Source organism: Pseudomonas sp. MF4836, from assembly GCF_002018875.1.
GTDB lineage: Bacteria > Pseudomonadota > Gammaproteobacteria > Pseudomonadales > Pseudomonadaceae > Aquipseudomonas.
The window spans coordinates 1-19,894 of record NZ_MVOL01000011.1; the positions used below are offsets into that span (position 1 = coordinate 1).

Annotated in this window: 20 protein-coding genes and 2 pseudogenes; 9 read left to right on the top strand and 13 right to left on the bottom strand. The window is 43.8% G+C overall.

The features are described from left to right. The first annotated feature begins 39 nt into the window (after positions 1-39). The 4 genes and pseudogenes from MF4836_RS23440 to MF4836_RS23455 all read left to right on the top strand — a co-directional run. Positions 40-381 (top strand): sugar transferase, encoded by a 342-nt coding sequence (locus tag MF4836_RS23440; protein ID WP_078472288.1) that lies wholly within the window; start codon positions 40-42, stop codon positions 379-381. Positions 382-422: 41 nt separating this feature from the next. Beyond that, positions 423-746 carry an IS66-like element accessory protein TnpA gene (gene tnpA / locus MF4836_RS23445; RefSeq protein ID WP_102047937.1) on the top strand — a complete coding sequence of 108 codons (324 nt, stop codon included), beginning with the start codon at positions 423-425 and terminating at the stop codon, positions 744-746. A 41-nt stretch (positions 747-787) separates the two neighbouring features. After that, the gene (gene tnpB / locus MF4836_RS36195; protein ID WP_443217389.1) at positions 788-1,075 is read left to right on the top strand and encodes an IS66 family insertion sequence element accessory protein TnpB; all 288 of its coding nucleotides are present in this window, start codon (positions 788-790) and stop codon (positions 1,073-1,075) included. Further along, positions 967-1,206: pseudogene (locus MF4836_RS23455) on the top strand (transposase domain-containing protein); the annotation flags it as partial. The gene tnpB and the pseudogene MF4836_RS23455, both read left to right, overlap by 109 nt. 5 nt (positions 1,207-1,211) lie before the next feature. Here the strand turns inward: MF4836_RS23455 and MF4836_RS23460 are convergent. The 9 genes and pseudogenes from MF4836_RS23460 to MF4836_RS23495 form a co-directional block, all read right to left on the bottom strand. Continuing rightward, positions 1,212-1,733: a GNAT family N-acetyltransferase gene (locus tag MF4836_RS23460; RefSeq protein ID WP_078472291.1), complete on the bottom strand. Its 522-nt coding sequence runs from the start codon at positions 1,731-1,733 to the stop codon at positions 1,212-1,214. A 497-nt stretch (positions 1,734-2,230) separates the two neighbouring features. Then, positions 2,231-2,695 carry a M15 family metallopeptidase gene (locus MF4836_RS23465; protein ID WP_238596191.1) on the bottom strand — a complete coding sequence of 155 codons (465 nt, stop codon included), beginning with the start codon at positions 2,693-2,695 and terminating at the stop codon, positions 2,231-2,233. 572 nt (positions 2,696-3,267) lie between these two features. After that, entirely contained in the window at positions 3,268-3,849 is a 582-nt protein-coding gene (locus tag MF4836_RS23470) for a hypothetical protein (protein ID WP_078472293.1), read from the bottom strand. 116 nt (positions 3,850-3,965) lie between these two features. Then, on the bottom strand, positions 3,966-6,311 hold the full coding sequence (locus MF4836_RS23475; RefSeq protein ID WP_078472294.1) for a hypothetical protein: 2,346 nt from the start codon (positions 6,309-6,311) through the stop codon (positions 3,966-3,968). Positions 6,312-6,434: 123 nt separating this feature from the next. Beyond that, complete coding sequence (locus MF4836_RS35990; protein WP_338013630.1) at positions 6,435-7,199, bottom strand: DinB/UmuC family translesion DNA polymerase; 765 nt, start codon at positions 7,197-7,199, stop codon at positions 6,435-6,437. Between the two features lie 111 nt (positions 7,200-7,310). Continuing rightward, positions 7,311-7,717 (bottom strand): annotated as a pseudogene (locus MF4836_RS35880) (Y-family DNA polymerase); the annotation flags it as partial. Positions 7,718-7,720: 3 nt separating this feature from the next. Then, positions 7,721-8,614 (bottom strand): abortive infection family protein, encoded by an 894-nt coding sequence (locus MF4836_RS23485; RefSeq protein ID WP_078472295.1) that lies wholly within the window; start codon positions 8,612-8,614, stop codon positions 7,721-7,723. Further along, complete coding sequence (locus MF4836_RS23490; protein ID WP_238596180.1) at positions 8,607-9,512, bottom strand: abortive infection family protein; 906 nt, start codon at positions 9,510-9,512, stop codon at positions 8,607-8,609. Before MF4836_RS23490 ends, MF4836_RS23485 begins: the two co-directional genes overlap by 8 nt. 11 nt (positions 9,513-9,523) lie before the next feature. Then, positions 9,524-9,955: a LexA family protein gene (locus tag MF4836_RS23495; RefSeq protein WP_078472297.1), complete on the bottom strand. Its 432-nt coding sequence runs from the start codon at positions 9,953-9,955 to the stop codon at positions 9,524-9,526. Between the two features lie 259 nt (positions 9,956-10,214). Here MF4836_RS23495 and MF4836_RS35120 point away from each other — a divergent pair, with 259 nt between their 5' ends. The 4 genes from MF4836_RS35120 (at position 10,215) to MF4836_RS35125 (ending at position 12,818) form a co-directional block, all read left to right on the top strand. Further along, entirely contained in the window at positions 10,215-10,502 is a 288-nt protein-coding gene (locus MF4836_RS35120; protein ID WP_138739347.1) for a hypothetical protein, read from the top strand. A gap of 112 nt (positions 10,503-10,614) precedes the next feature. Continuing rightward, a complete protein-coding gene (locus tag MF4836_RS23500) occupies positions 10,615-11,490 on the top strand; it encodes an N-6 DNA methylase (protein WP_078472298.1) in 876 nt (291 codons plus the stop codon). Further along, a complete protein-coding gene (locus MF4836_RS23505; protein ID WP_078472299.1) occupies positions 11,487-12,338 on the top strand; it encodes an N-6 DNA methylase in 852 nt (283 codons plus the stop codon). The genes MF4836_RS23500 and MF4836_RS23505 overlap by 4 nt, the downstream gene beginning before the upstream one ends. A gap of 138 nt (positions 12,339-12,476) precedes the next feature. Next, positions 12,477-12,818, top strand: a complete 342-nt coding sequence (locus tag MF4836_RS35125; RefSeq protein ID WP_153050256.1) for a hypothetical protein — start codon at positions 12,477-12,479, stop codon at positions 12,816-12,818. Positions 12,819-13,154: 336 nt separating this feature from the next. Here the strand turns inward: MF4836_RS35125 and MF4836_RS23510 are convergent, their stop codons facing one another. From MF4836_RS23510 to MF4836_RS35130, 4 genes are all read right to left on the bottom strand, one after another. After that, positions 13,155-13,463 carry a hypothetical protein gene (locus tag MF4836_RS23510; RefSeq protein WP_078472300.1) on the bottom strand — a complete coding sequence of 103 codons (309 nt, stop codon included), beginning with the start codon at positions 13,461-13,463 and terminating at the stop codon, positions 13,155-13,157. Continuing rightward, on the bottom strand, positions 13,460-16,576 hold the full coding sequence (locus tag MF4836_RS23515; RefSeq protein ID WP_238596181.1) for a hypothetical protein: 3,117 nt from the start codon (positions 16,574-16,576) through the stop codon (positions 13,460-13,462). Before MF4836_RS23515 ends, MF4836_RS23510 begins: the two co-directional genes overlap by 4 nt. 123 nt (positions 16,577-16,699) lie before the next feature. Continuing rightward, complete coding sequence (locus tag MF4836_RS23520) at positions 16,700-17,278, bottom strand: hypothetical protein (protein ID WP_078472301.1); 579 nt, start codon at positions 17,276-17,278, stop codon at positions 16,700-16,702. A gap of 528 nt (positions 17,279-17,806) precedes the next feature. After that, entirely contained in the window at positions 17,807-18,310 is a 504-nt protein-coding gene (locus tag MF4836_RS35130; protein ID WP_153050257.1) for a hypothetical protein, read from the bottom strand. A 1,146-nt stretch (positions 18,311-19,456) separates the two neighbouring features. Between MF4836_RS35130 and MF4836_RS23530 the strand changes: the two genes are divergently transcribed. Then, positions 19,457-19,891, top strand: a complete 435-nt coding sequence (locus MF4836_RS23530; RefSeq protein WP_078472303.1) for a hypothetical protein — start codon at positions 19,457-19,459, stop codon at positions 19,889-19,891. Positions 19,892-19,894: the final 3 nt, after the last annotated feature.

A 19,894-nucleotide genomic window follows, 5' to 3' on the forward strand; every position in this document is an offset into this window, starting at 1 on the left:
TTTGTTTTGTAAGTTTACGGGTGCTACCGAGGTCTACACATGGTAGATCTTCGTCAGAGTCAGATTTGTATAAGGGACAGCCCTCAGGCTGGGCTCATTCGAACGTTCGACGTTGTTCTTGCCCTAGCGGGGATATTGGCAAGCACTCCAGTGATGATGATCTTGGCCTTGATTGGCCTGTTCGATACGGGGTCTCCGTTTTTCAGCCAAGTCAGAGTCGGCAGGAATAAAAAACCCTTCACGCTCTACAAGCTGCGAACTATGAAGCCTTGTACAGCCGAGGTAGCCACACACCTCGCGAGTAGGGATGACGTTACGCGGTATGCGTCCGGCCAAGTCATCTACCCAAGCCCGAAAAGCCAGGACATGGTGTGCACTTAATTTAGGTGGGCACCAGTTCTAGCCTTTTAAGCGGGTATCTCATGCAGCCAACACGCCGTTCGTATTCCAAATCCTTCAAAGCCCAGGTCATTCAAGAGTGTGTCCAACCCGGCGCTTCAATCGCCAGCGTCGCCCTCGGCCATAGCCTCAACGCAAACCTCGTCCACAAATGGATTCGGGTACAAGCGCAGAAAAGTACGGCGCTTCAACCCGCATTCGTCCCGTTGCCCATACAAACAACGGCGCCAGTACCTTCATCGAATATCAGCGTTGAGATTCTGCACCCGCGCGGCACCGTCAAAGTGAACTGGCCAACTGATAGCGCTGCTGCCTGCGCCGCCTTCCTTAGAGACCTATTGCGATGATCCGCATCGATGCCATCTGGCTCGCCACCGAGCCCATGGATATGCGCGCCGGCACTGAAACGGCGCTGGCCAGGGTCGTCGCGGTGTTCGGTGCGGCGAAGCCGCACTGCGCCTATCTATTTGCCAATCGCCGCGCGACCCGGATGAAAGTGCTGGTACACGATGGGATTGGCGTCTGGCTGGCGGCACGTCGTTTGAACCAAGGCAGATTCCATTGGCCATCGACAACAACCCTGTCGAGAACACGATCAGGCCTTGGGCGCTTGGGCGCTCCAATTGGTTGTTCACCGGGTCTCTGCGCAGCGGCAAACGAGCGGCCGCGATCATGAGTTTGATCCAGTCGGCACGCATGAATGGGCATGATCCGTATGCTTATCTCAAAGATGTGCTGACGCGGTTGCCGACGCAGAAAGCCAGTGAGATTGAGCATCTGCTGCCGCATCAATGGATGCCGGACTGACTTACTCAGCCTGAGTTTGGCAGCCTGCTTGTCGCCCGCGTGACGTCCATTAGCTCTTCACTGGCCAACTGTTTCCGCATCGGTGTACAAGCCAGCTCAAGACCGGAGGGCGAGGTATAGACAGCTTGATTATCTCCGTGATAGCCACACCGACGGTAGAACGCGGTTGCGTTAGGGGTAGCATCTAAATGGATGTCGACGATTCCGGCTTTAAAGGCCAGTCGCTCAAGGTATAGGAGCATTGCCTTGCCAATCCCCTGTCCCATGAATGCAGGCAAAACGAAAATAGCGCCTATCTCTCCAGACTGGAAATCAATCAGACCTGTTGCGACCGGTGTCTCGCCCAACCAGGCAACGTGGTACTCCTTTTCCACCCAAGCCCGATATCGGTCTGTGAGCGGCACATCAGTCCACGCCATTACTTGCTCAGCGGTATAGACGGTAATGCATTGATGCCGGATCGCCTGGAGGCGTATATCAAACGCGGCCTCGGCGTCAGTACGTTTGGCTGGGCGAATCAACAGCATCTTCACTCTCCTTGTCATCAATGAGTTGGAAGGGGAATGAAAAAGCCCCATCCATTTCTGGCGGGGCTTCTGGTCAATGCTTCTGTTCTAAGCACGCATCGCCCTATGGTCCGCCAAAGGCAGTCATCAAGGGGCGCATCATGCTAACGAGATTTGTAGGGGTCATTGATTGATAATCTGGAGATTTGAGCACTGTGTCAATAACCGAAAATGCAAACTGGCGAGTCGCTCTTTCGTGAAATCTGATCGTATTTAGACCATTTGCTTTGTCCAGACGACTTCACCAGGCGCTTACGCTAGGCTTTCTAGAAGCACAATCCTAAGATCTCGCCGTTCTCGTCAGTCGCAGGCAGATCATACGTGTCGATCAGCTCCCCTTTAGCGAAAACGAGCCTAGGCATCCAAAAGGAATGCTTCGCAACCAGCGGCAACAGCTGAGCCAAAGACAATGCATCTGCGGGCTGCGTAGCCTGAAAAAATACTACTTCAAGCGGATATCAGTCAGCTTTAAATCTCCAATGCCAAGGCTCATAAGCGTAGCCGGCGGCATTATCGATTGGGTAAGACATGTGAAAACCAAATGATCTCGCGTTTTCTGTCAGCCACTCGTAGGCCAACGAGTTCTCAAATTCTCGCTCAAGGACAGCGCTCCCGGACGTACCTATATCGACGGCGCACCCGGTATGGTGTTCGCTAAAAAACGGAGGAGCCGAGACCGTCAGGATCTCTTCAATACTTAAACCCGAAGCTAGTTTTTTTTTGATTATTGCAGCCTGCCGCTCAACAGTTCTGAAGGCCGAAACAATGTAAATATTCACATCCTGCTTGCCGGCAGAAGCCTTCAGCTGCCGCCAGGCCAGAGCAGCAAGGGGTACCAGCAAATGCTGTCTACTGTTTGCATCAACTTCAGCAAGCTCAAGAGCCTTAGCCTCATCGAACTCTTGAAGGTTGCGACCAATCACGGAACTCAACGGTATGCCTAGGTCCTTGAGCATTCGCAGTGCAGGGGGCGTGTAGTACATCATACGAACCGAAGGACAGAGGGTAATCTAGCCTACCAGAGCCGGTGCTTAGATCAGCTCTCTTCACTACAAATAGTTGAACTTCACCTAGCGGGCCAGATGCCTTTACTAGACGCTTACTGCCTGCCTTCAACGAGTGTAGGATTATTATGTGATTAATTATTTCGATAGCGGTAAGTACAGCAGATTGAGAATGGTATAATTAGACTAAACAAACTAAACCTATTATGAATTACTCACATGAATTGATTTTACCTAGCCAAGCCCGATTAATATTACCTGACCAGAAATTGATCACCCCCAATGAACAAGTGTTGATTCTGTCTAAAACGCCGATAAATGCATTGTTGGATTTTTACTGTACTTCCCTGCCATTGAGCGCGCTCAATAAATTATCACCGTGCATATCCAGATAAATCTCCCTTCTACGGCAAAGCCGGAATGCAACCACCAAATCAAACCCAATAAAAAAGCCACTGAAGAGTGGCCTTTTCATATCCAAACATTTGTATTCATGCAGTTCTTCTATTGTCGTTGCGTAAGCTTCTATTTTTCATCAGCACCAAAGTGAACATTCCAACCAGGAGAGTAATCGGCCAGATTATTGTAAACGCAAACATAGAGCCGAACATTGCTGATGGATCGCTCAAGGAAAATTCTGCACGGGCATGGACAATTTCGCTTGTGTAATAACCATGGAGAAGGTAGGTCACAGTAGAAAGCTCGCCCGTGAAATCCCAAAACCTGATACCGAAGAAGAAGACAACTATCGACCTGTAAATGAATACCCAAACAATGACACTCATGATGAGCTTAAACGTCTTGATGCGTTTGTCCCACAAGTCTGGATTGAAGTAGTTAGGCTTGTAGTCCATCTGGTTGATCAGATAGAAAACAGGTAACGTCACGTAGAAGAAGATCATCGGCCCAAGACGAATCAGGGTAAGGTGATCATCGAAATAGGTAGAGTTTATTTTAGCCATGCCGCTGTAAAGCAAACCATTGAGCAATGGTAAAAAACCAATGACAGCATAAAAGAAGATAAATCTTTGTAAGAAATTTAACCTTATCTTTTCCTTCTTCATCCATTTCATGTCGTTCACCTTCTTCTAGTTATTGCCATTATAGCATTTACTTCCGCAAAGAAAAGAGTTAGCCGACAAACAGATCTAACTCTTTAGAAATATATAAATTAAAGGACATAACCACTTTACCTTGTTCGTTGTAACGGTAGCACACCTTTAAATTTCTCGCTCATTGAATTAACTTGAGTATTCGCTTGCTCACCCAGGGCTTTATCTGTAAATAAATCTTTTGCAACGAGCATATCTTTGAATGCAGCTGAGATAGATTTAATTCCACTGTATAAAACGATGAACATCATTATAGTAATAGTACAATGCAAGAAAAGCATCACGAACAATCTCATCACATCGAACATGAACCCTGTTCCGCCCGAGAAAAATATCGAAGACAAATAAACAACAAACTCGTTTACTATGACAATGACAACTGACACCAACGTCATCCCGACAAAGAATAAGGTGGCTACAATTGTTCCACTGAAACAAATCCAAACCAGTTGAAGCATAATATTTTTCAGTACGTCAAATGCTTCCTGTTCATTTCTATTAATAAAAATCGACTTAACCAGCCTGACGCTCATTGTCACTATTATTTCAAGCGCACTAGCAACCACCACGCCAATCTCACCCAAAAGCAATAGAAGAGGCAGCAGACCTATTAATATCTGGTTAGCCATGAAGAACGCATACATAAACATCGAAGCTGTCGATATATAGGAAAGAAGGTTTGTCATGTACCTTTCGTTTTTATTAAAGGTCAAAATTCCGTTTCTTATTATTTCAGAACCATAGTAAACAACCAATGAGACCTGTGTATATTCTGACGCATTGCTCCAAAGTGAAGCCGGGACGTTTAGAACCGGGGATACACAATTCGAATCTGTATTAAAGCAAGACTTAAATTGAAACCCCAAATTTTCGTAATAACGTGCCGTTAATTTATTTAGCAGTGCCTGAATCCCATCCAGTGCGAGAGCGCCCAGTTTATTTTCTGTCTGCGAAAAATAGACTTCATAAATAGACTTATTTATATCAAAGAGCTTTTGCACCTTCATAGTGTCTATCATTTCTTGATTCATTTGATTCTTATCATTTTCATTCAATGCTTCTGCTGAATCCGAAGCGTTGAAATTCTGATTAACGCTGATTTTGAAAATTGAGTATTGAGCATCAATGGCGTTAGTCATTTTCTTTTGATAGTTATTGAGATTCATCAAGCCAATGAATGAAGCGAAAATATCTGACGTGAATTTTTCTGGTGTGATTCCCTGCAGGAGGACTTGAACCACAGGATCAACAGTGGCTCTCACGACATTCAGCATTTGGTCACGCCCATTGTGAAGCTCTTCTATAGAAACGGAGTCTCTAAATTCATGTACGAACGAATCCTTGTCTGCCACGGTTCCATCTTCATTCATATCTAGGCAGTCATTAAGCAGCAATTCACTATCAGCGTATTTCATGCGATTATCAGCCTTATCAAGCCCTGTACTGCACATGAACATCTGCATTTTTCTAGCTTCTTTATAAGCCATGTCAAATATTTTAAGATTGGCATCTTTGATTACATCTAATTGACCTGATGAATTGATGCTACCAGCGCTATAAACATTCACTTGCAGCTTCGTTAGACACTGGGCTGTCTTAGTAATCTCACCAACCTTTAAAGAGCTTCCATCATATTTAGATGCTGGTGCTTGATTTTCTAGACAGCGAGAAAAATCAGTTTCTACGAATCTAAACTTGCCCGATTGAACGTCTTTTACCAAATTGTGCTTTACCAAAAGCTGTCTACGAAGCGCCAAGTCGTTTGACGCCATCTGAATGGCATTGATAATCTCCATTTTATAAATGCTTTCAGCTTGTACTACGCCCCTGGTGACATAGGCCGATTCATCTTTAATAGAAGCGTTTATATAGAAAGGCATGAAGAACATAACGGTCGATTTCAACAAGACGAAATTGACAATCAAAGCCGCAAGAACCAAATGAATAATCCACCCATTCCCCACTAAAAACAAAACCGCGCCCAAAGTTAAAAATACTAGGAATTTATTCTCCTTTAGGCCATATTCAGCATTGGCAGCATTCTTGAATAACCTTGCCAATATGTTTAAACCACAAACGAATATAGAAACTATCCCAAATATCCCTACTGCGTCTTTCATGACCCCTTGTATTGCAACGCCCTCTTTTGACTTGTCAGCTACAATTGACAATGTGTCGTTATCCCCAAGATATGGAGCAAGGACCAGCCCAGCTACCATGACTGATTGGGGTGTAATCATCTTTGCAATTGAGCTAAATGCGAAATCTCGCTTACTCTCATGACCTGCGCATTTGCCAACCATGTCAGAAGTGGCGTAGTAGCAGTCAGCTTGTTGGGCGTCTTGATACGTTTCTGCTTGCGATAATGGCGAAAGAATTGCCATAAGCAGAAATATCATAGAAATTATCTTTTTGGAGTTCATTTATATAGTGTTCGTTTTACTTAATTATACCATTTGAAATCATTGCTTTAAGAAGCTAAATGGTATACTTCAAACATAACAGCAAACACCAACATGGATATAATAAAATGAAGCCTTAAAGCTTCAGCATTTAACCCTCTTGAGCTGATTCCAATCAGTGACGAAACTATCTGACAGATAATCCCTTTTCATTCCCCACTGGGGAATGGGTGGCTCCACAGCGAGCATGATGCTACCCCGGCCATAGCGAGCGTTGATCCCATCTAACACCTTCATCAAGGTCTCAGAATTGCGCCGTGGTTCTGGTGCAAATAGATCCGGCTGATACCCGTCGCCACTCACGAATTGACTCAACACGATCCCAGCCTTCGCATAGCGATAGCCTGGCACGTAGATCTTCTGTAGTCCCTCAAGGGCCATAGCAACGAACTCCCGAGTGTCGTTACTCGGCACCTGCAAGCCACAGATCGAAGCGCGGCTGTAGGGCTTGTCATCGAAGCGGGACGTTTGGATGAAGACCTGAAGGCAGGAAGCAAGCTGCCCTTCCGACCGTAGCTTTGCACATGCCCTACTCGCATATGTGGCAACGGCTTCACGAAGCCCCTGCAGTGTAGTAACACGCTCACCAAAGGATCGAGTGCTTGCTATGGTTTGCTTGGGTTCAGGGGAGTCCTCAAGCGCATAGCAGCTAACCCCTTCCAGCTCCATCGAAGTCTTTTCAACGTTGACGTTGAACACCTTGCGTAAGGTTTTACGGTCATACCGTGCAAGGTCGATAGCCTTGTTGATTCCCATGCCTTGAAGGCTCGCAGAGAGCTTCCGGCCTATGCCCCAAATCTCATCAACTGGCATCCATTTCAGAAGCTTGTCACGACGCTCTGCATCCATCAGAACCACGACACCACCAGTTTCCTTGCGCCATTTCTTCGCGCTGAAATTGGCAGCTTTTGCCAAAGTCTTGGTAGGCCCAAACCCTACACCTACCCCTATGCCGGTCTGCTTCTTCACCGCCAATTGAATCTCACGCCCAAGCTTCTCCAAGTCGCCCTGGACGCCGGTGAAATCTAGCCAGCTTTCGTCAATCAATACACCTCGATCCGAGGCGCAAACGTCTCTAAAACACGCATCACACGGTTACTGACTTCTTGGTACAAGGCGTAATTTGAACTGACCACTCGCAGGCCGTGAGACTTCATCAGGTGCTTAATTTCGAAGAACGGCGCGCCCATCTTGATCCCCAGCCCGCCGTTGGCCGTGTCCTTGCTTTTGGCAATTGGACAGCGGGAAACGACGCAACCATCTGAGTTCGACAATGCGACCACGGGAACACCGATCAACGTAGGGTCGAAAAGACGCTCTGCGCTCACGTAGAAGCAATCACAATCAACCAGACAGAAGACGGCCATCAGTCACCTCGCCTTCAACACAAGGTCGGTCTGCTTCATCACAAAGACAGAGGCAACACCGGCAAGATGATTCACTGTCTGAGCTAGATCTGACGTAGGTGGGGTGTATTCATCATCCTTGCCATGAGAGACGCTTTGGGCGTTACGGATGGTCCCTACGCCGAGGAAGATGGTGCCTACTCCACGCATCATTTGCGAGGTAGCTTCGTCGATAACCGAGGACTTTTTCAGGATGTCCAAAACCTTGCTACCAAGCTTCTCAATCGCGTCTTTCTGGTAGCCCGTTTCACCTAATGATTTCAGGCATGCTTTTAGCACTGTCTCTATGTGGCTGCAGCTCAATGTGATGGAAAGCTCTGGATCAGTCAGCACACATCCCCGAGCTTTCAACCAGGAATCCGAGAGCATTTTATTGCCCTTGAAGAGCCCATCGAGATCGGCATCCATCGCAGCCTTCTCGACAGTCACAAATTGGGATAGGGACTGAACCACGGAGGCAGTTTTCATGTACTCCCGATCAAGGTTAACCAGGAGATCAGCTACCAGTGAATTCAGAACCTTGTGGTCACTGACGCGCCTCTGCATATCAGTGCCAGCTTCCTCCAACGTGCAGTAATTCCAGTAATCAAACTCACTTGGTCGAGGTGCCTCTTTCCAGCAGATTTTCAGCTCTCGGCCAGTGAATGTGAGATAGCACATCGTGTGTCCAATTGGCTCATCTTCATCGTCGAGAATTTCATCAAATACGATGGTTTCACTGTTGCCACCACAGCCAAGACCTTCAACCAAATCGAGAAGCTTTCGTTCAAACGCTCTCAATCCAAGCAACAGTTGCAGGTTTTCGTTTTTGACCTTCGCTGATCGAGCTGCCAGCTCAGAAAATCCGTCATCACTCATTTTCTGCAACCATCCGCTCTTTAAGCTTTTCCAGAATGTAGATAGCCACAGCACCCGCTAGATTATTTGACAGGCGCGCCTCATCAGCATTGGCGGTTTTATCCCCACCATGGGCCGTACCTGCATGAGTTCTTAAAGCCCCGGTCGTTTGGGAAATACCCTTAATCCCACCAAAAAATGATTTTATATCAGCAGTGTGATCTTCGCCGGTTGGTAGCTTCAAAGGAGGAAGATCATTAGAAACCGCATTTATTAGTTCACTAATCGTCTTGGTCTTGCCAGCTTTTATGTTTCGCTTTTCGAGATAATGTCTACAAACCGACTCAAGAAATTGATTCGTTCTCGTTAGGGAGTCGCTGGCATCAGTATCAATTGCTAGACGGGCCTTTACCCATTGCTTTTCAAAATAATCACCGTTCATTAAATCGACAAGCTGCCTGTGAATGCTTTCGCTCTGAACGTCTGAAAACTCAGATAATAGTTTTGCTGAACTCTTAGCCTCACCAAGCATTTCATTAACTTGTTCTTCAACGGCGTTCCAAATGGATGATATGGAATCGGGAGAAGCCAATTTGGTAACGATTTCGTCATCCTTGATTTCGTTCAAATGACGTGAAGTCATATGACCTTCCCTGGGCGTCCCGTAATTATGAGCGTCATCCATAGTCGTGGAGGTCATAACTCTCAAATCTTTACCATCAAAGCTCAACAAGCCATATTCCCAGTCATCCTCATCCACTTGACCGAAAGTGACTCGTTTGCCACGCGCATTCACGGTCAAGCCATTCATCCCCTCACGTAAATCCTTTTCAATACTCTCGAGTCCTATGCGGACTTCGCTACGTGTATCAAGAATTTGCTTGGTTAAACGAAAAAGCGCTTCCTTTCTTGTAGTCATGAGACACCTAATCAACGAGACACACGGTGGAGGTTGTGCAGGACGATACCCCACAGCTCGATGTCTTCCCACTCTCCCACCTCAATGCTCGCGTTGAGTGGATTATGAGCCAGCAGAATGGGCGATTTCCCTAGGCGTTCTCTGTACTCCTTGCAGCAAAAATCAGCTCCAATGACCACGACCACAATGTCACCATCCAAAGGTTCCAGAGCCTTGTCCACGATCAGCACGTCACCGTCGTAAATCCCAATCCCCTGCAAGGAATCACCGTCAGCACGTAGCAGCCAGCGCGAAGGCTCACGCAGGCACACCAGTTCATCCAGGCTCAAAGGTGGTTCAGAGTACTCAAGCGCAGGGGATGGAAACCCACACGAAACCCTGCCCACGATGGGCTTTCGCAGAGGATCTACAGGGGGATTGATGGGACCGAGGATGGAAAACATAGGGGCTTGCTCACACTGTACATGCAAACAGTATGGCGCGACGTGCCAGTAGCCCACAAGCGACCTACAGATCCGTCCGACAGACGAGCTTCGAAAAAGCCTAACAGACGCATTCAGACGAAACGCAAACAGCGATACCAAAACTGAAATGAATTAATTGAAGATAGATTATTTCCTTAACACAAAAAATCAAAAAACCTAAATGGTATAATATGCCTACAAAAGGAATAAACCTTTTAACGACAAACCGGAGACAAGAATGATAGTTAGCATACAAGAATCATCAAAACACTTTAAAGCACCAAAGGAACTTGAACCGTATTTACATTTAGAAACGGACAAAAAAAGAAAAATAGGAATTACGATTTTAGATTCAAAAATACTTGAAGATAAATACACACTTGCATTCATGAGATTAGTTAAAGAGGCATCAATATTCAACTACCATTACAATCATAGAAGCATAGAGCTACGCGAATACGATAGCGAAGATTACAAACTGCAAAAGACCGCTTATCAGAAGTTTTACCAAAGCAAAATCAAATAAGCCCTACAGGGCTTTCTTATAATCAAACTCCTACCCAATACTATAATAATAATCTTGACAACCACATTTAATTCGATCTATATTTTCGCCGTCATTACTGAATAGGTGAAAAATGAATGAATTAAAAAACCAAATCGAAACTCTTAGAAAAACCATATTTAAGATTTACGAAAATCATCCTGAAAACGATAGAACAAACCAAGAAAACTCATTCAAGCTGTTCGTGAAAGGCGCACTGAATATTCAGCTAAAGCGCTTCATCGAACGGTACAAGCGATTGGGTTTGTCAGACGCAGAAACTATGCAATGCATAGTGATCCACCCTTCCCTTTACGAAATCTCTTCAAAACAAATCGATGATTGCGATACAGAAGCTCTCGGTTCTTCAGTGGAGCAGTACTTTGAAATCGTATCTAAAGTTCCTGCATACACTGACGTTCTGTCACTTCTCCTAGAAAGCATACTGCTCGTGGGCAAGCGCGGGAAAGGACTCGGCCAGTGTCTGACACCTCCAAGCCTCGCAAGCGGATGCTCTGAACTCATGCCTATGCAGACAGACCAGCCATTCAAGGTCATGGAAATGTGCTGCGGGGCAGGTGCATTAGTGTTGGCACCACTGCAGCAAATGATGAAGCGAAATCCCCATCACGCGAAAAATGCCACTGTCATAGCGAACGACATTGACCCTTTCATGTGCTGCACCACAACCCTTCAAATCATCGCCAACACTGTGATTAACGACATAGACCTTTGCGAGTTCACACAGCACTGCTCAAACGTGATTACAGAGTGGACTTCTGGAAATCCGTACCTCTTCAGGTTCATAACCCCTGCCAAGATTTACGAATCTCGCGCCAGGACTCGTGAAGAGAAGCTTCGTGCGTGTGGCTATTACGAGATATTTGGCTACCCGGTGAATGTCACACCTCTTAGTGATAGCGAAGCCAGGAGAGTACACAGCGCCACACAATTGGTAGGTGCAGCATGAGCCTCCCTATCGAACAACAATTCAAAGCCCTGAAAGCCTCAATCTTTCAGATCACAAGCCATCAAACCGGTGGCAAACGAGCAAAACGAGATTTGGCCTTATCCATCTTCATCAAATTCAACCTTGGAGTGATGCTGAATCAGCTTGTGGCGCGATACCGTCATTATGGAGCCACTGACCTGGAGCTAACCAAACACGTCTTCATTGACGATACCTACATCTGTCTAGACGCAAAGCTGTTCAGCTCAATCAACCTGGCAGCGTTGGCAAGGTCAGCGCAGATCTACAAAGGGGTTGTAGAAGCCCTACCTGTGTTCTCAGACGTGCTGCATTCGCTCACCGAGGACATATGGCTTGATGACCAGAAGGGCAATGGTTTAGGTCAGTACCTCACTCCACCAGACTTGGCTAATCTGATTGGCAACCTGATAGACGTGTGCGAATCCGACCGAGATAAGCGCACCCAGCCGTATGTCATACATGATGATTGCAGTGGGGCAGGTAGCCTGACGTTACCAGCAGCACAGAGAGAAGCCAGAGTAGGACGCCACCGCACGCAATTACTCAATTTAATGGTGAACGACATTGACCCATTGATGTGTTGCGCAGCAGCCCTGCAGTTCGTATCGAGCATGGTGGTTCATGAGCATGACCTTCATCAGCTGAGAGTCATTTGCTCGAATGCACTCACAGAGACGAAGCCTAATAGTAAGTCGTTGATAGTCATCAAGACTCCTGAAAAGGTTCTCTTGAACGTCAAGCTCGCTCATGACCAGCACATGCATGAAAAGCTTCAACTGTTCAAACATATGAATTCATTGACCAATAGGATTTTAAATAAAAGTTAGGGTAATTTTTGTCTAACCCTAAAAATATAAAATCCAAATGGTACGATATTTACACCTAACCCTGATTTTACGACAATGCAAATGGTAATATATTTATATGAAAAGCAATTATGCCGACATATTCGAAAGGTAATTAAAATGACAACATTAAACAAACCCGCAAACGAAAAAGCCCAAGCAGCAGCAAACACCAACTACAATGAAATACTAGGCTTGGGATTCAAGATAGAAATTAGATCTCAATCCAATGGTAAAAGCAGAGCTTATCTCACAGATAATAAAAACGAAAGAATCATGGAAAATAGTGTTCCGATATCCATAGACTTTTACGATAACAAGGGTCAATCCGTTAACCCAGTGAGATCACGCGAAGGCTCACACCTAGATTACGGATTAAAATTGTTGCTGGAAAAAGCTAAAAAGGCAAAACTGACGGAAACGCCTGAACCAAAGAGCAAAAAGGTAAAATTCAAAATGTAATAACTCAAATAGCCCTAATGGGCTTTTTTTGTATCATACGAAACCTCAATCACTTAGCAGCTACCATCAAAGGTTCAACGTTCTCGCCAAGCAGCGCCTTCAACACGTTCGTCATCTCCCCTTCCCCTAGAGTGAACGCTACTGCAGAACAGCTCACAGGCCATGCCACACGATTAACACCAACCAGGGAAGCCAGATCCACAGCGCTAGTCATCACAGCAACAGGCCAAGGCTGTATAACCGCGCTAGAGAGTCGATGACTGCCAGCACTGGCGGACGCCAAGCTCAAGGCAAGGAAACCGCACAGAATTGCTCTGGTGAAACCATTAACGTGCTTCACAAATCACCTATCCCAAGCTTTTCAAGTTTCTGCCTTTTGATCTCATTCTTGCGCGCCATTTCCAACCCTATCAACTTCTCATTGTGGTCAATCACAGCTCGATTTTTAGCATCATGCTCTTCAATCTTTTTGTCTAAATTCTGATTGATGCGTACACCAAGCAGAAAGACCAAAAACAATATCGCGCAAGCGAATGCAGTAATCAAAGCGGGACCAACACTGAAGACCTCCCACACCTTCAAAACACCTAGAAAAATTACGAATATAAAAAGGCCATATTGCTTTGGTTTTGTTTTCTCACTCATGCTTCACCTTCTGTTGTTGTAGAGTTTTTACGTTCTTCTTCTGAGAACTGCTTGCGAATTTCTTCCTTTCTTTTTCTATTCTCGACATCATAGCTTTTAGCCCATGCGTTATTCTTCACCACTGTATCAAATGCGTTACCTAGCATTGGTATGCCAGCGTGTAGGGCATTTTGCAATTGTGGGTGCATGATGAAAGCTTGCATTCTAGAAACAGAATCATCGTGAATGGCATCTTCATTCGATATAGTTTTCATCACTCTATTGAATGAGTCGATTCCGTGCTTATAAATCATGAACAGTGTGTAGATTGCGTAAACCACAACCATAAGGATCGAAAGAATATCTCCAATAAATGTTCCGTCGCTCATGCCCAGGATTCCCCAAATCACAGCTCTAGCGTCTAGATTATTAGCCATGAAATTCATAACCAGCATGAACAACATCAGGATCATCATGAACGAAATAAGGTAAACGAATTTCCAGCCCATGATTTTGATGAACTTACTGTCGCCGCTTATGGTTGAATAGCTGAGAAGAACCGGCACTTCTATAAATTTGAAGAAAATCACAAAATAGACGAATTTAATCAATTGCCCCAAAATCATGAAAAACATGAGCATTGGCATTATGTATTTGCAAAAGAAACCCAAGGCAGCAAATACATATCCAAGCGGCAAATACGCCGACATTATAATATCCATCGACTTAACGACTATCTGAAGGGTTTTACCACTTAACGTTCCTAAGAACTTCGCAAGCTTACCTGTAAACTTACTTGTGTTAATTCCAGCAGAAGACGACGAATCACTATTACCAATTAATTCCATCAAACCATCAAGCGCACCATCAGCAGCACCTGTAAGTGACTTGATTATTATAATGTTCACGCCGAAATCAAACATTTCAGAGCCAAGCTTGTACATTCCCGCAGCCAAACCAATATGGTAGTTATTCTCGCAGCTTTGAGGATTTGAAGCACATTGAGCACGACCTTTAGGAATAGACAAGCTAGGATCGAAACCGGCCATTTCCTTAATTGACGTAAAATCTAAACCAATCATCTCAAAAATGAGTTTATATAAATCGATCTTACTAAGAAAACTGTCGTTTTCCGTCAACGTCGAAGGCGTGATGTTCATGATCGGAGAAAGGTAAAGACCTTTGTAATCGACTGGTGCGAAAGGTGTCAGGTTACAGGCACCATCTGCGCCATTAGGCTTAACATCAGTGATTCCACACAAGATCTTTTTGTTTACATAATCATAATTCTTCACATCAGCATTATCCCAATACACAAAGAAAGAATTCTTGAGTATTTGTGAACTGAGATTTTTATTGCTTTCGAATTTGGTAATTGCTTGAGTAAACAAAGCAGCACCTAATATTCCCCTTTGAACATTTGAAAGCACTTCATAGGTGAGAATATCCAAGCCTTCTTTATTTTCCTGTAGGGCCTTCTTCACGCCAATGTAAAAAAGATCATAGGCGCGGTTGAATGCCGTTAAATAGGCTAATTGTTTTGCTTTGAATTTTTTTGCATCAGATTCGTTGGGGCTACCGAGAATTTCTATCTTCAATGATGAGGCATTGAGAGTAGCGCACTGCATATCAAAATCTATGCCTTGCATACGATTTAAATCACGTCCTTTCGTGTCATTAGGCAATTCATTGAATACTGCAATTGCACGTCTAGAAGCCTCATGCTCAAACCAATGTGTAGTGCAGTACTCATCAAGCTTCGCCCGGACAATAGTGTTTTTAAACGCATTGAGGATATTTCTAAACGAAGCACCATTTTTATCAAAATCATGCCCCATATATCCAGACAAAATATTGGCTGCAAACTTAGCTTTTATTACCTCGGCATCTGCTGATTTACTAACACCTATTTGATCAATCTCAAGAATGCCCATCAATTCTTTGGTTTTAGCATACGAATCATCTACTATAGATTGCTCTTCCGTCTCAAATTTCCCATCGACAACATTCATTGATGACGTTTGAAAATAATCATCATTGATTTGTGCGTAGTATTTTTTACCAAGCTTGAAAGCGTTGTTAAGATATGTCGAAGAACCTCCCAACATATCTGTACTAGCCTTTGCCCCTTTTTCGAACATCGACTTCATCGTGCCGTCATTAAGACTTTGACCAGTAAGAATTTCTACATCACCACCATTTGATCCGATAACGAATTTACCTACGCTCGCTGGGTATCCTTTCAATGCCCTATCGCTCATAGAGTAATCAGCCGTCTTTCTCATTGGATAGTTATGTACCTCATTTACCAGGTTAACGATATTTTTTATATTTGTAGTAACATCAACGTTGACACTATCTATCCAAGAGTTTTCTTCTTTCGAAATTTCCAATCCGCTTTCAGCGATTATTTTAAGCATGCCTTCTTTCGTATAGCCTGCTTCACCAATCGCAATACGATTATTTGCGAAAAGAGCATCTATTGTTCTTGTGTCTTCAGTTGCAATATCGTTAATACGTTCGACGTTTGCAGAAAAAACCATTTTTTCTTCGGGTCTGATTACGTTGTAATCATCGACCTTTGAAAGCTTGCTCAAACTGTCTGCAAGCAATTCTTTGTTGGAAAACATAATTGATATTGTGGCAAACAGCAGTGCAAACATGCTAAATGTCCAGGGCGAGACTATTAACATGACTATGGAGACGATACGGGTAGTGTTATTCTTCAACGATGCTTGAATGCTTTGGCTTTGATACCAGTCCACCAAAAACCTAAACACAATATAACCAGTCAACGCGCCAACAATGATTATTATCATGTTCCACATATATGACGTGAACGCATCAAGCACAGGATTTGGTGTGGAAAAATGATCTTCACTCATACCGCCGCTTTTAAGAATCGGCTTAATTGTAGATAAGGCGGTAGAGTTCCCACCTTCAAGAGAATAAATAACGCTTAAGGCTTGGTCTTCATTACAGCTAAATATTCCAGGTGTGATTTGTGAGGCAAGCCCTTTAGATTGAGGGGTTGCCGTTTTCATCACTTCACAAAGGTTTGAATATTCGAAAGCATGTGATTGGGAGCCAATCAGCATGAGGACAAGCATTGCCAGAATTTTGAATTGACGCATTAGGTTTTGGATTTGTTTTCTTAATTATACCATTTCGGACTCTTGAGTTAGCTGTTAGGCATATTCTTTGTTTTTCATTCATAAAAAAAGGCCGCACATGCAGCTAATTGATTCCATCGCTCATCACTTATCAGTGATGCTTACAATCTGCCCGTATGCCTCCGACTGGACACCATTTAGCTTGGAAGACCAGAGGCACACAGCAACGCCTAAAACGATCAAGCTGACCCATGCGGGCAATCCTACGAACCCAACAGCAGCGACAAGCAATGACGGCGCAAAGAAGCACACAGCAGCATCCTTGATGACCAATTTTCTTTCGTTGACGTACTCACCAGGTGAAAGAATATTTCTCGATAGGATCTCGCCAGCCTGCTTCAGAGCGCCACTGAATCCGCCTGTATACGAAGCATCCTTGATAGCGCATTTCGCTCTGAGAGCAGCCAAGGAGAACACACCGATCAAGCTCAATAGGAACGTCATTGTAAAGAGGTAGAAAAGGAAGCTGGGGTTCAAGGGCTCTTTTATGAAGAAAGAGATATTGGACTTGATAACGAATCCTCCTAAGAACGCTATAGGCAAGATACGAACAAGGTTCATGCCTACGCCTTCAAGGAGATTCCTTTTTACGTGCAGTAGACTTTTGATTTCGGAATCTGTTGGTTGATTTTTCATTTGTAGTAAAGTTTGTTTATGCTCCAATTATACCATTCCCGAAAAACAAAATCGCCAGTAAAGGCGATTTAATTAATTCTGAAAAAATATAATCCTTTAGATTCAAAAATAATACGAAACTATGCCGAGAAGCGCGACTGAAAAAAATACGGGCAGCATCATCGTGTGTATAACGAACGGTTTTAGCTTTGAAAAAAATGGCACATACAGAAGGACAAGAGACAAAATTACAATAGCAGATGCAGGATATATCAAATCTTGAGTAGCAATCATCAAACAATGCGCAATATAATAAATGGACCCTCCGATGACATCACATATAATCGTAAAAAATGCTTTAGCCCCGTCAAACAATAGACCTATTGCAAACAGCATTATTAAAATAGAAGCGACTGAAAACTGAAACTTTTTAATTCTGGAAATTCTCATAACTAGCAGAGTTTGTTTATGCTCTAATTATACCATTATGTAAAAGCAAAACCGCCAGTTAAGGCGGCTTTATTAATACTTAGATTTATTAGGAATTCACAAATGTTATTCCATATTTTTTAACCATCACAATACACCCGCACCTTGGGCATCCACTACACAATAACAGACAAATGCAAGTGCTATTGCTGCAACGACGCAAACTATCCACCTATGGGTTTTCGAGAACGTCACATTAGTAATTATGTACAAAAGAATTAACGTGGAAATCCAAAAAACCAGACCTGCGCAAGCAAGAAAAGTAAAGTAACTATTCCACCCATTGTTTGAATAATATACTAGGCAAGCGGCAAATGCAGAGAAACCAAGACCCGCAAAAAACGAAATGAAAGACATTACCCTTTCTTTCAAAGCTTTTGAAAATTTGTTATCACTTAAACAACTGAAAATGACAAGAATCATGAGTCCAGTAGTAACACCAATCGAACCCAATGTAACGTTTAATTGCGTTGCATTCGCCCCCGCCAATTGGAGAAAACCTGTCTGTAGCAAAATGTAGGTAAACCCTCCCCATATCGCAGCAGCTCCCAAACTTACTAATACAAATTTTTTCGAAAATTCAAGATTCATAACTTTCCCTAGTTTGAGTGAAATTTTCACCATTCTACCCAAGGTGATGGCACACTGGTAGCACATCTATCATCGACCTGGAGAAATGCAACTCACGTCTACCACCATCCCATCCAAGGGCACCCCAGCGTCACGCAGTCCTACCTTCAAATTGGATCTGACGGAAAGCTCTTACCGCTTCTGTATGACGTACACGAACCATCCAGACACAGCCGATTCCGGCCACGGCCAACAGACCAGGTAGGGATGCTGATTCCGGCTGCGCAGCGGTCGGGTGCCTCACTCACTACCCTCCCCCCTTCGGATGACCACGACAGCGGGGATTCCACCAAGAGCTATGCACCATTGGGTAAGTATTGGTTATTCAATAAAGCTATTTTTAAGCATTTTTTAGAGCAGGCAAGGTCAGGTTGGTAATGGACAAGTCCATTTCAACAATCTATCGCGCTCCGCTTGTTTGGATACCGCATTTTATAAAGCTTTCAGTGAATCAGTGTTATCGAAAAGCATGTTTGACTCATTAAAAAAGTGGAAGCATCAAAAAGGTATCTAATAGAAAATTGAGCGCAACCAAAATGCTATAATCTGAAAACAACAACCTGATAACACGATGATATACAAACACCTAAAAGCCTATTTCCGCTTTCTCAAGATAGCTAGAAAAATTAAGCAGGGAGAAATTTACAAAATTCTCCTAGACCATAGAAACTCTGTAGAAGACAGCATGCGTTTATGCTTAAAGGAAATCGAGCGTACACAACCCACGAAATTCAGGAAAGCTCTGTTCAAATCAGTGCGAAGCAAGGCAGAAGATTACACTCCACAGGCAATGAATTTAGCGAGGCTGAACACCTCAAAGATAGAAATCGACAACGCTATTTATGAGTACAAACAGATCTATCTTTCAAACAATGTTAAGCAAAGGGCACTGACCTACGGGAACGACTTCTCAGAATTTCTAAAACTGAATTTCAGCTTCACAACAATCATGCTCATTCTCGCATACACAGCCCATCAGAATTTAGACAAACTGATTATATTCATCATAGCCAGTGCTATCGCCATATACCTTTTCCAAATGAAATCCAATCGAACAGTTTGCGAAATAAAAAATGTTATAATAGGTACAAACAAACAACATTAAAAATGAATATTTCCGAAAAGATTACAGACCTAAAAGTAAAGATTAAAACTAAGCAGACTGCTTTTGACACGCTAGCTGCTGAGATTAAAAAATTCGAAGATCAAGAAAATACTATTCGATCTAAACGAGACAAGGCCAACGAAATCTTAAACAAGGTATCGGCCAGCGACAGCGCGAAATCTACCGCAAGAAAAACCTACAATGACTTAACTAAATCTATTGAAAAGAATGAGGCTTCAAAAAAGTCAAAGCTCGATGCCAGAAGTAAAATATCGTCAGAAATTGCCGAGCTGGAATATTCAATATTAGTAATTGAGGCTTTAGATTTTGTAGAAGAAATGAAGAACCTTACCAACATCAGAGACACTGCCAAATTAAAAGAAGCTTTCAAAACAAAACTTCAACCTCAAAATAATAATTACCCTCATCAGCAGTGAGGG

What these genes read in the sequence shown, in the direction of transcription:
- MF4836_RS23470 (WP_078472293.1), bottom strand. Translation starts at nt 3,849, where the DNA reads ATGAAATGGATGAAGAAGGAAAAGATAAGGTTAAATTTCTTACAAAGA.
- MF4836_RS23475 (WP_078472294.1), bottom strand. Translation starts at nt 6,311, where the DNA reads ATGAACTCCAAAAAGATAATTTCTATGATATTTCTGCTTATGGCAATT.
- MF4836_RS23530 (WP_078472303.1), top strand. Translation starts at nt 19,457, where the DNA reads ATGAATATTTCCGAAAAGATTACAGACCTAAAAGTAAAGATTAAAACT.
- MF4836_RS23440 (WP_078472288.1), top strand. Translation starts at nt 40, where the DNA reads ATGGTAGATCTTCGTCAGAGTCAGATTTGTATAAGGGACAGCCCTCAG.
- MF4836_RS35125 (WP_153050256.1), top strand. Translation starts at nt 12,477, where the DNA reads ATGACAACATTAAACAAACCCGCAAACGAAAAAGCCCAAGCAGCAGCA.
- MF4836_RS35990 (WP_338013630.1), bottom strand. Translation starts at nt 7,199, where the DNA reads ATGGATGCAGAGCGTCGTGACAAGCTTCTGAAATGGATGCCAGTTGAT.
- MF4836_RS35120 (WP_138739347.1), top strand. Translation starts at nt 10,215, where the DNA reads ATGATAGTTAGCATACAAGAATCATCAAAACACTTTAAAGCACCAAAG.
- MF4836_RS23515 (WP_238596181.1), bottom strand. Translation starts at nt 16,576, where the DNA reads ATGCGTCAATTCAAAATTCTGGCAATGCTTGTCCTCATGCTGATTGGC.
- MF4836_RS23485 (WP_078472295.1), bottom strand. Translation starts at nt 8,614, where the DNA reads ATGAGTGATGACGGATTTTCTGAGCTGGCAGCTCGATCAGCGAAGGTC.
- MF4836_RS23500 (WP_078472298.1), top strand. Translation starts at nt 10,615, where the DNA reads ATGAATGAATTAAAAAACCAAATCGAAACTCTTAGAAAAACCATATTT.
- MF4836_RS23495 (WP_078472297.1), bottom strand. Translation starts at nt 9,955, where the DNA reads ATGTTTTCCATCCTCGGTCCCATCAATCCCCCTGTAGATCCTCTGCGA.
- MF4836_RS35130 (WP_153050257.1), bottom strand. Translation starts at nt 18,310, where the DNA reads ATGAATCTTGAATTTTCGAAAAAATTTGTATTAGTAAGTTTGGGAGCT.
- MF4836_RS23490 (WP_238596180.1), bottom strand. Translation starts at nt 9,512, where the DNA reads ATGACTACAAGAAAGGAAGCGCTTTTTCGTTTAACCAAGCAAATTCTT.
- MF4836_RS23505 (WP_078472299.1), top strand. Translation starts at nt 11,487, where the DNA reads ATGAGCCTCCCTATCGAACAACAATTCAAAGCCCTGAAAGCCTCAATC.
- tnpB (WP_443217389.1), top strand. Translation starts at nt 788, where the DNA reads ATGCGCGCCGGCACTGAAACGGCGCTGGCCAGGGTCGTCGCGGTGTTC.
- MF4836_RS23460 (WP_078472291.1), bottom strand. Translation starts at nt 1,733, where the DNA reads ATGCTGTTGATTCGCCCAGCCAAACGTACTGACGCCGAGGCCGCGTTT.
- tnpA (WP_102047937.1), top strand. Translation starts at nt 423, where the DNA reads ATGCAGCCAACACGCCGTTCGTATTCCAAATCCTTCAAAGCCCAGGTC.
- MF4836_RS23510 (WP_078472300.1), bottom strand. Translation starts at nt 13,463, where the DNA reads ATGAGTGAGAAAACAAAACCAAAGCAATATGGCCTTTTTATATTCGTA.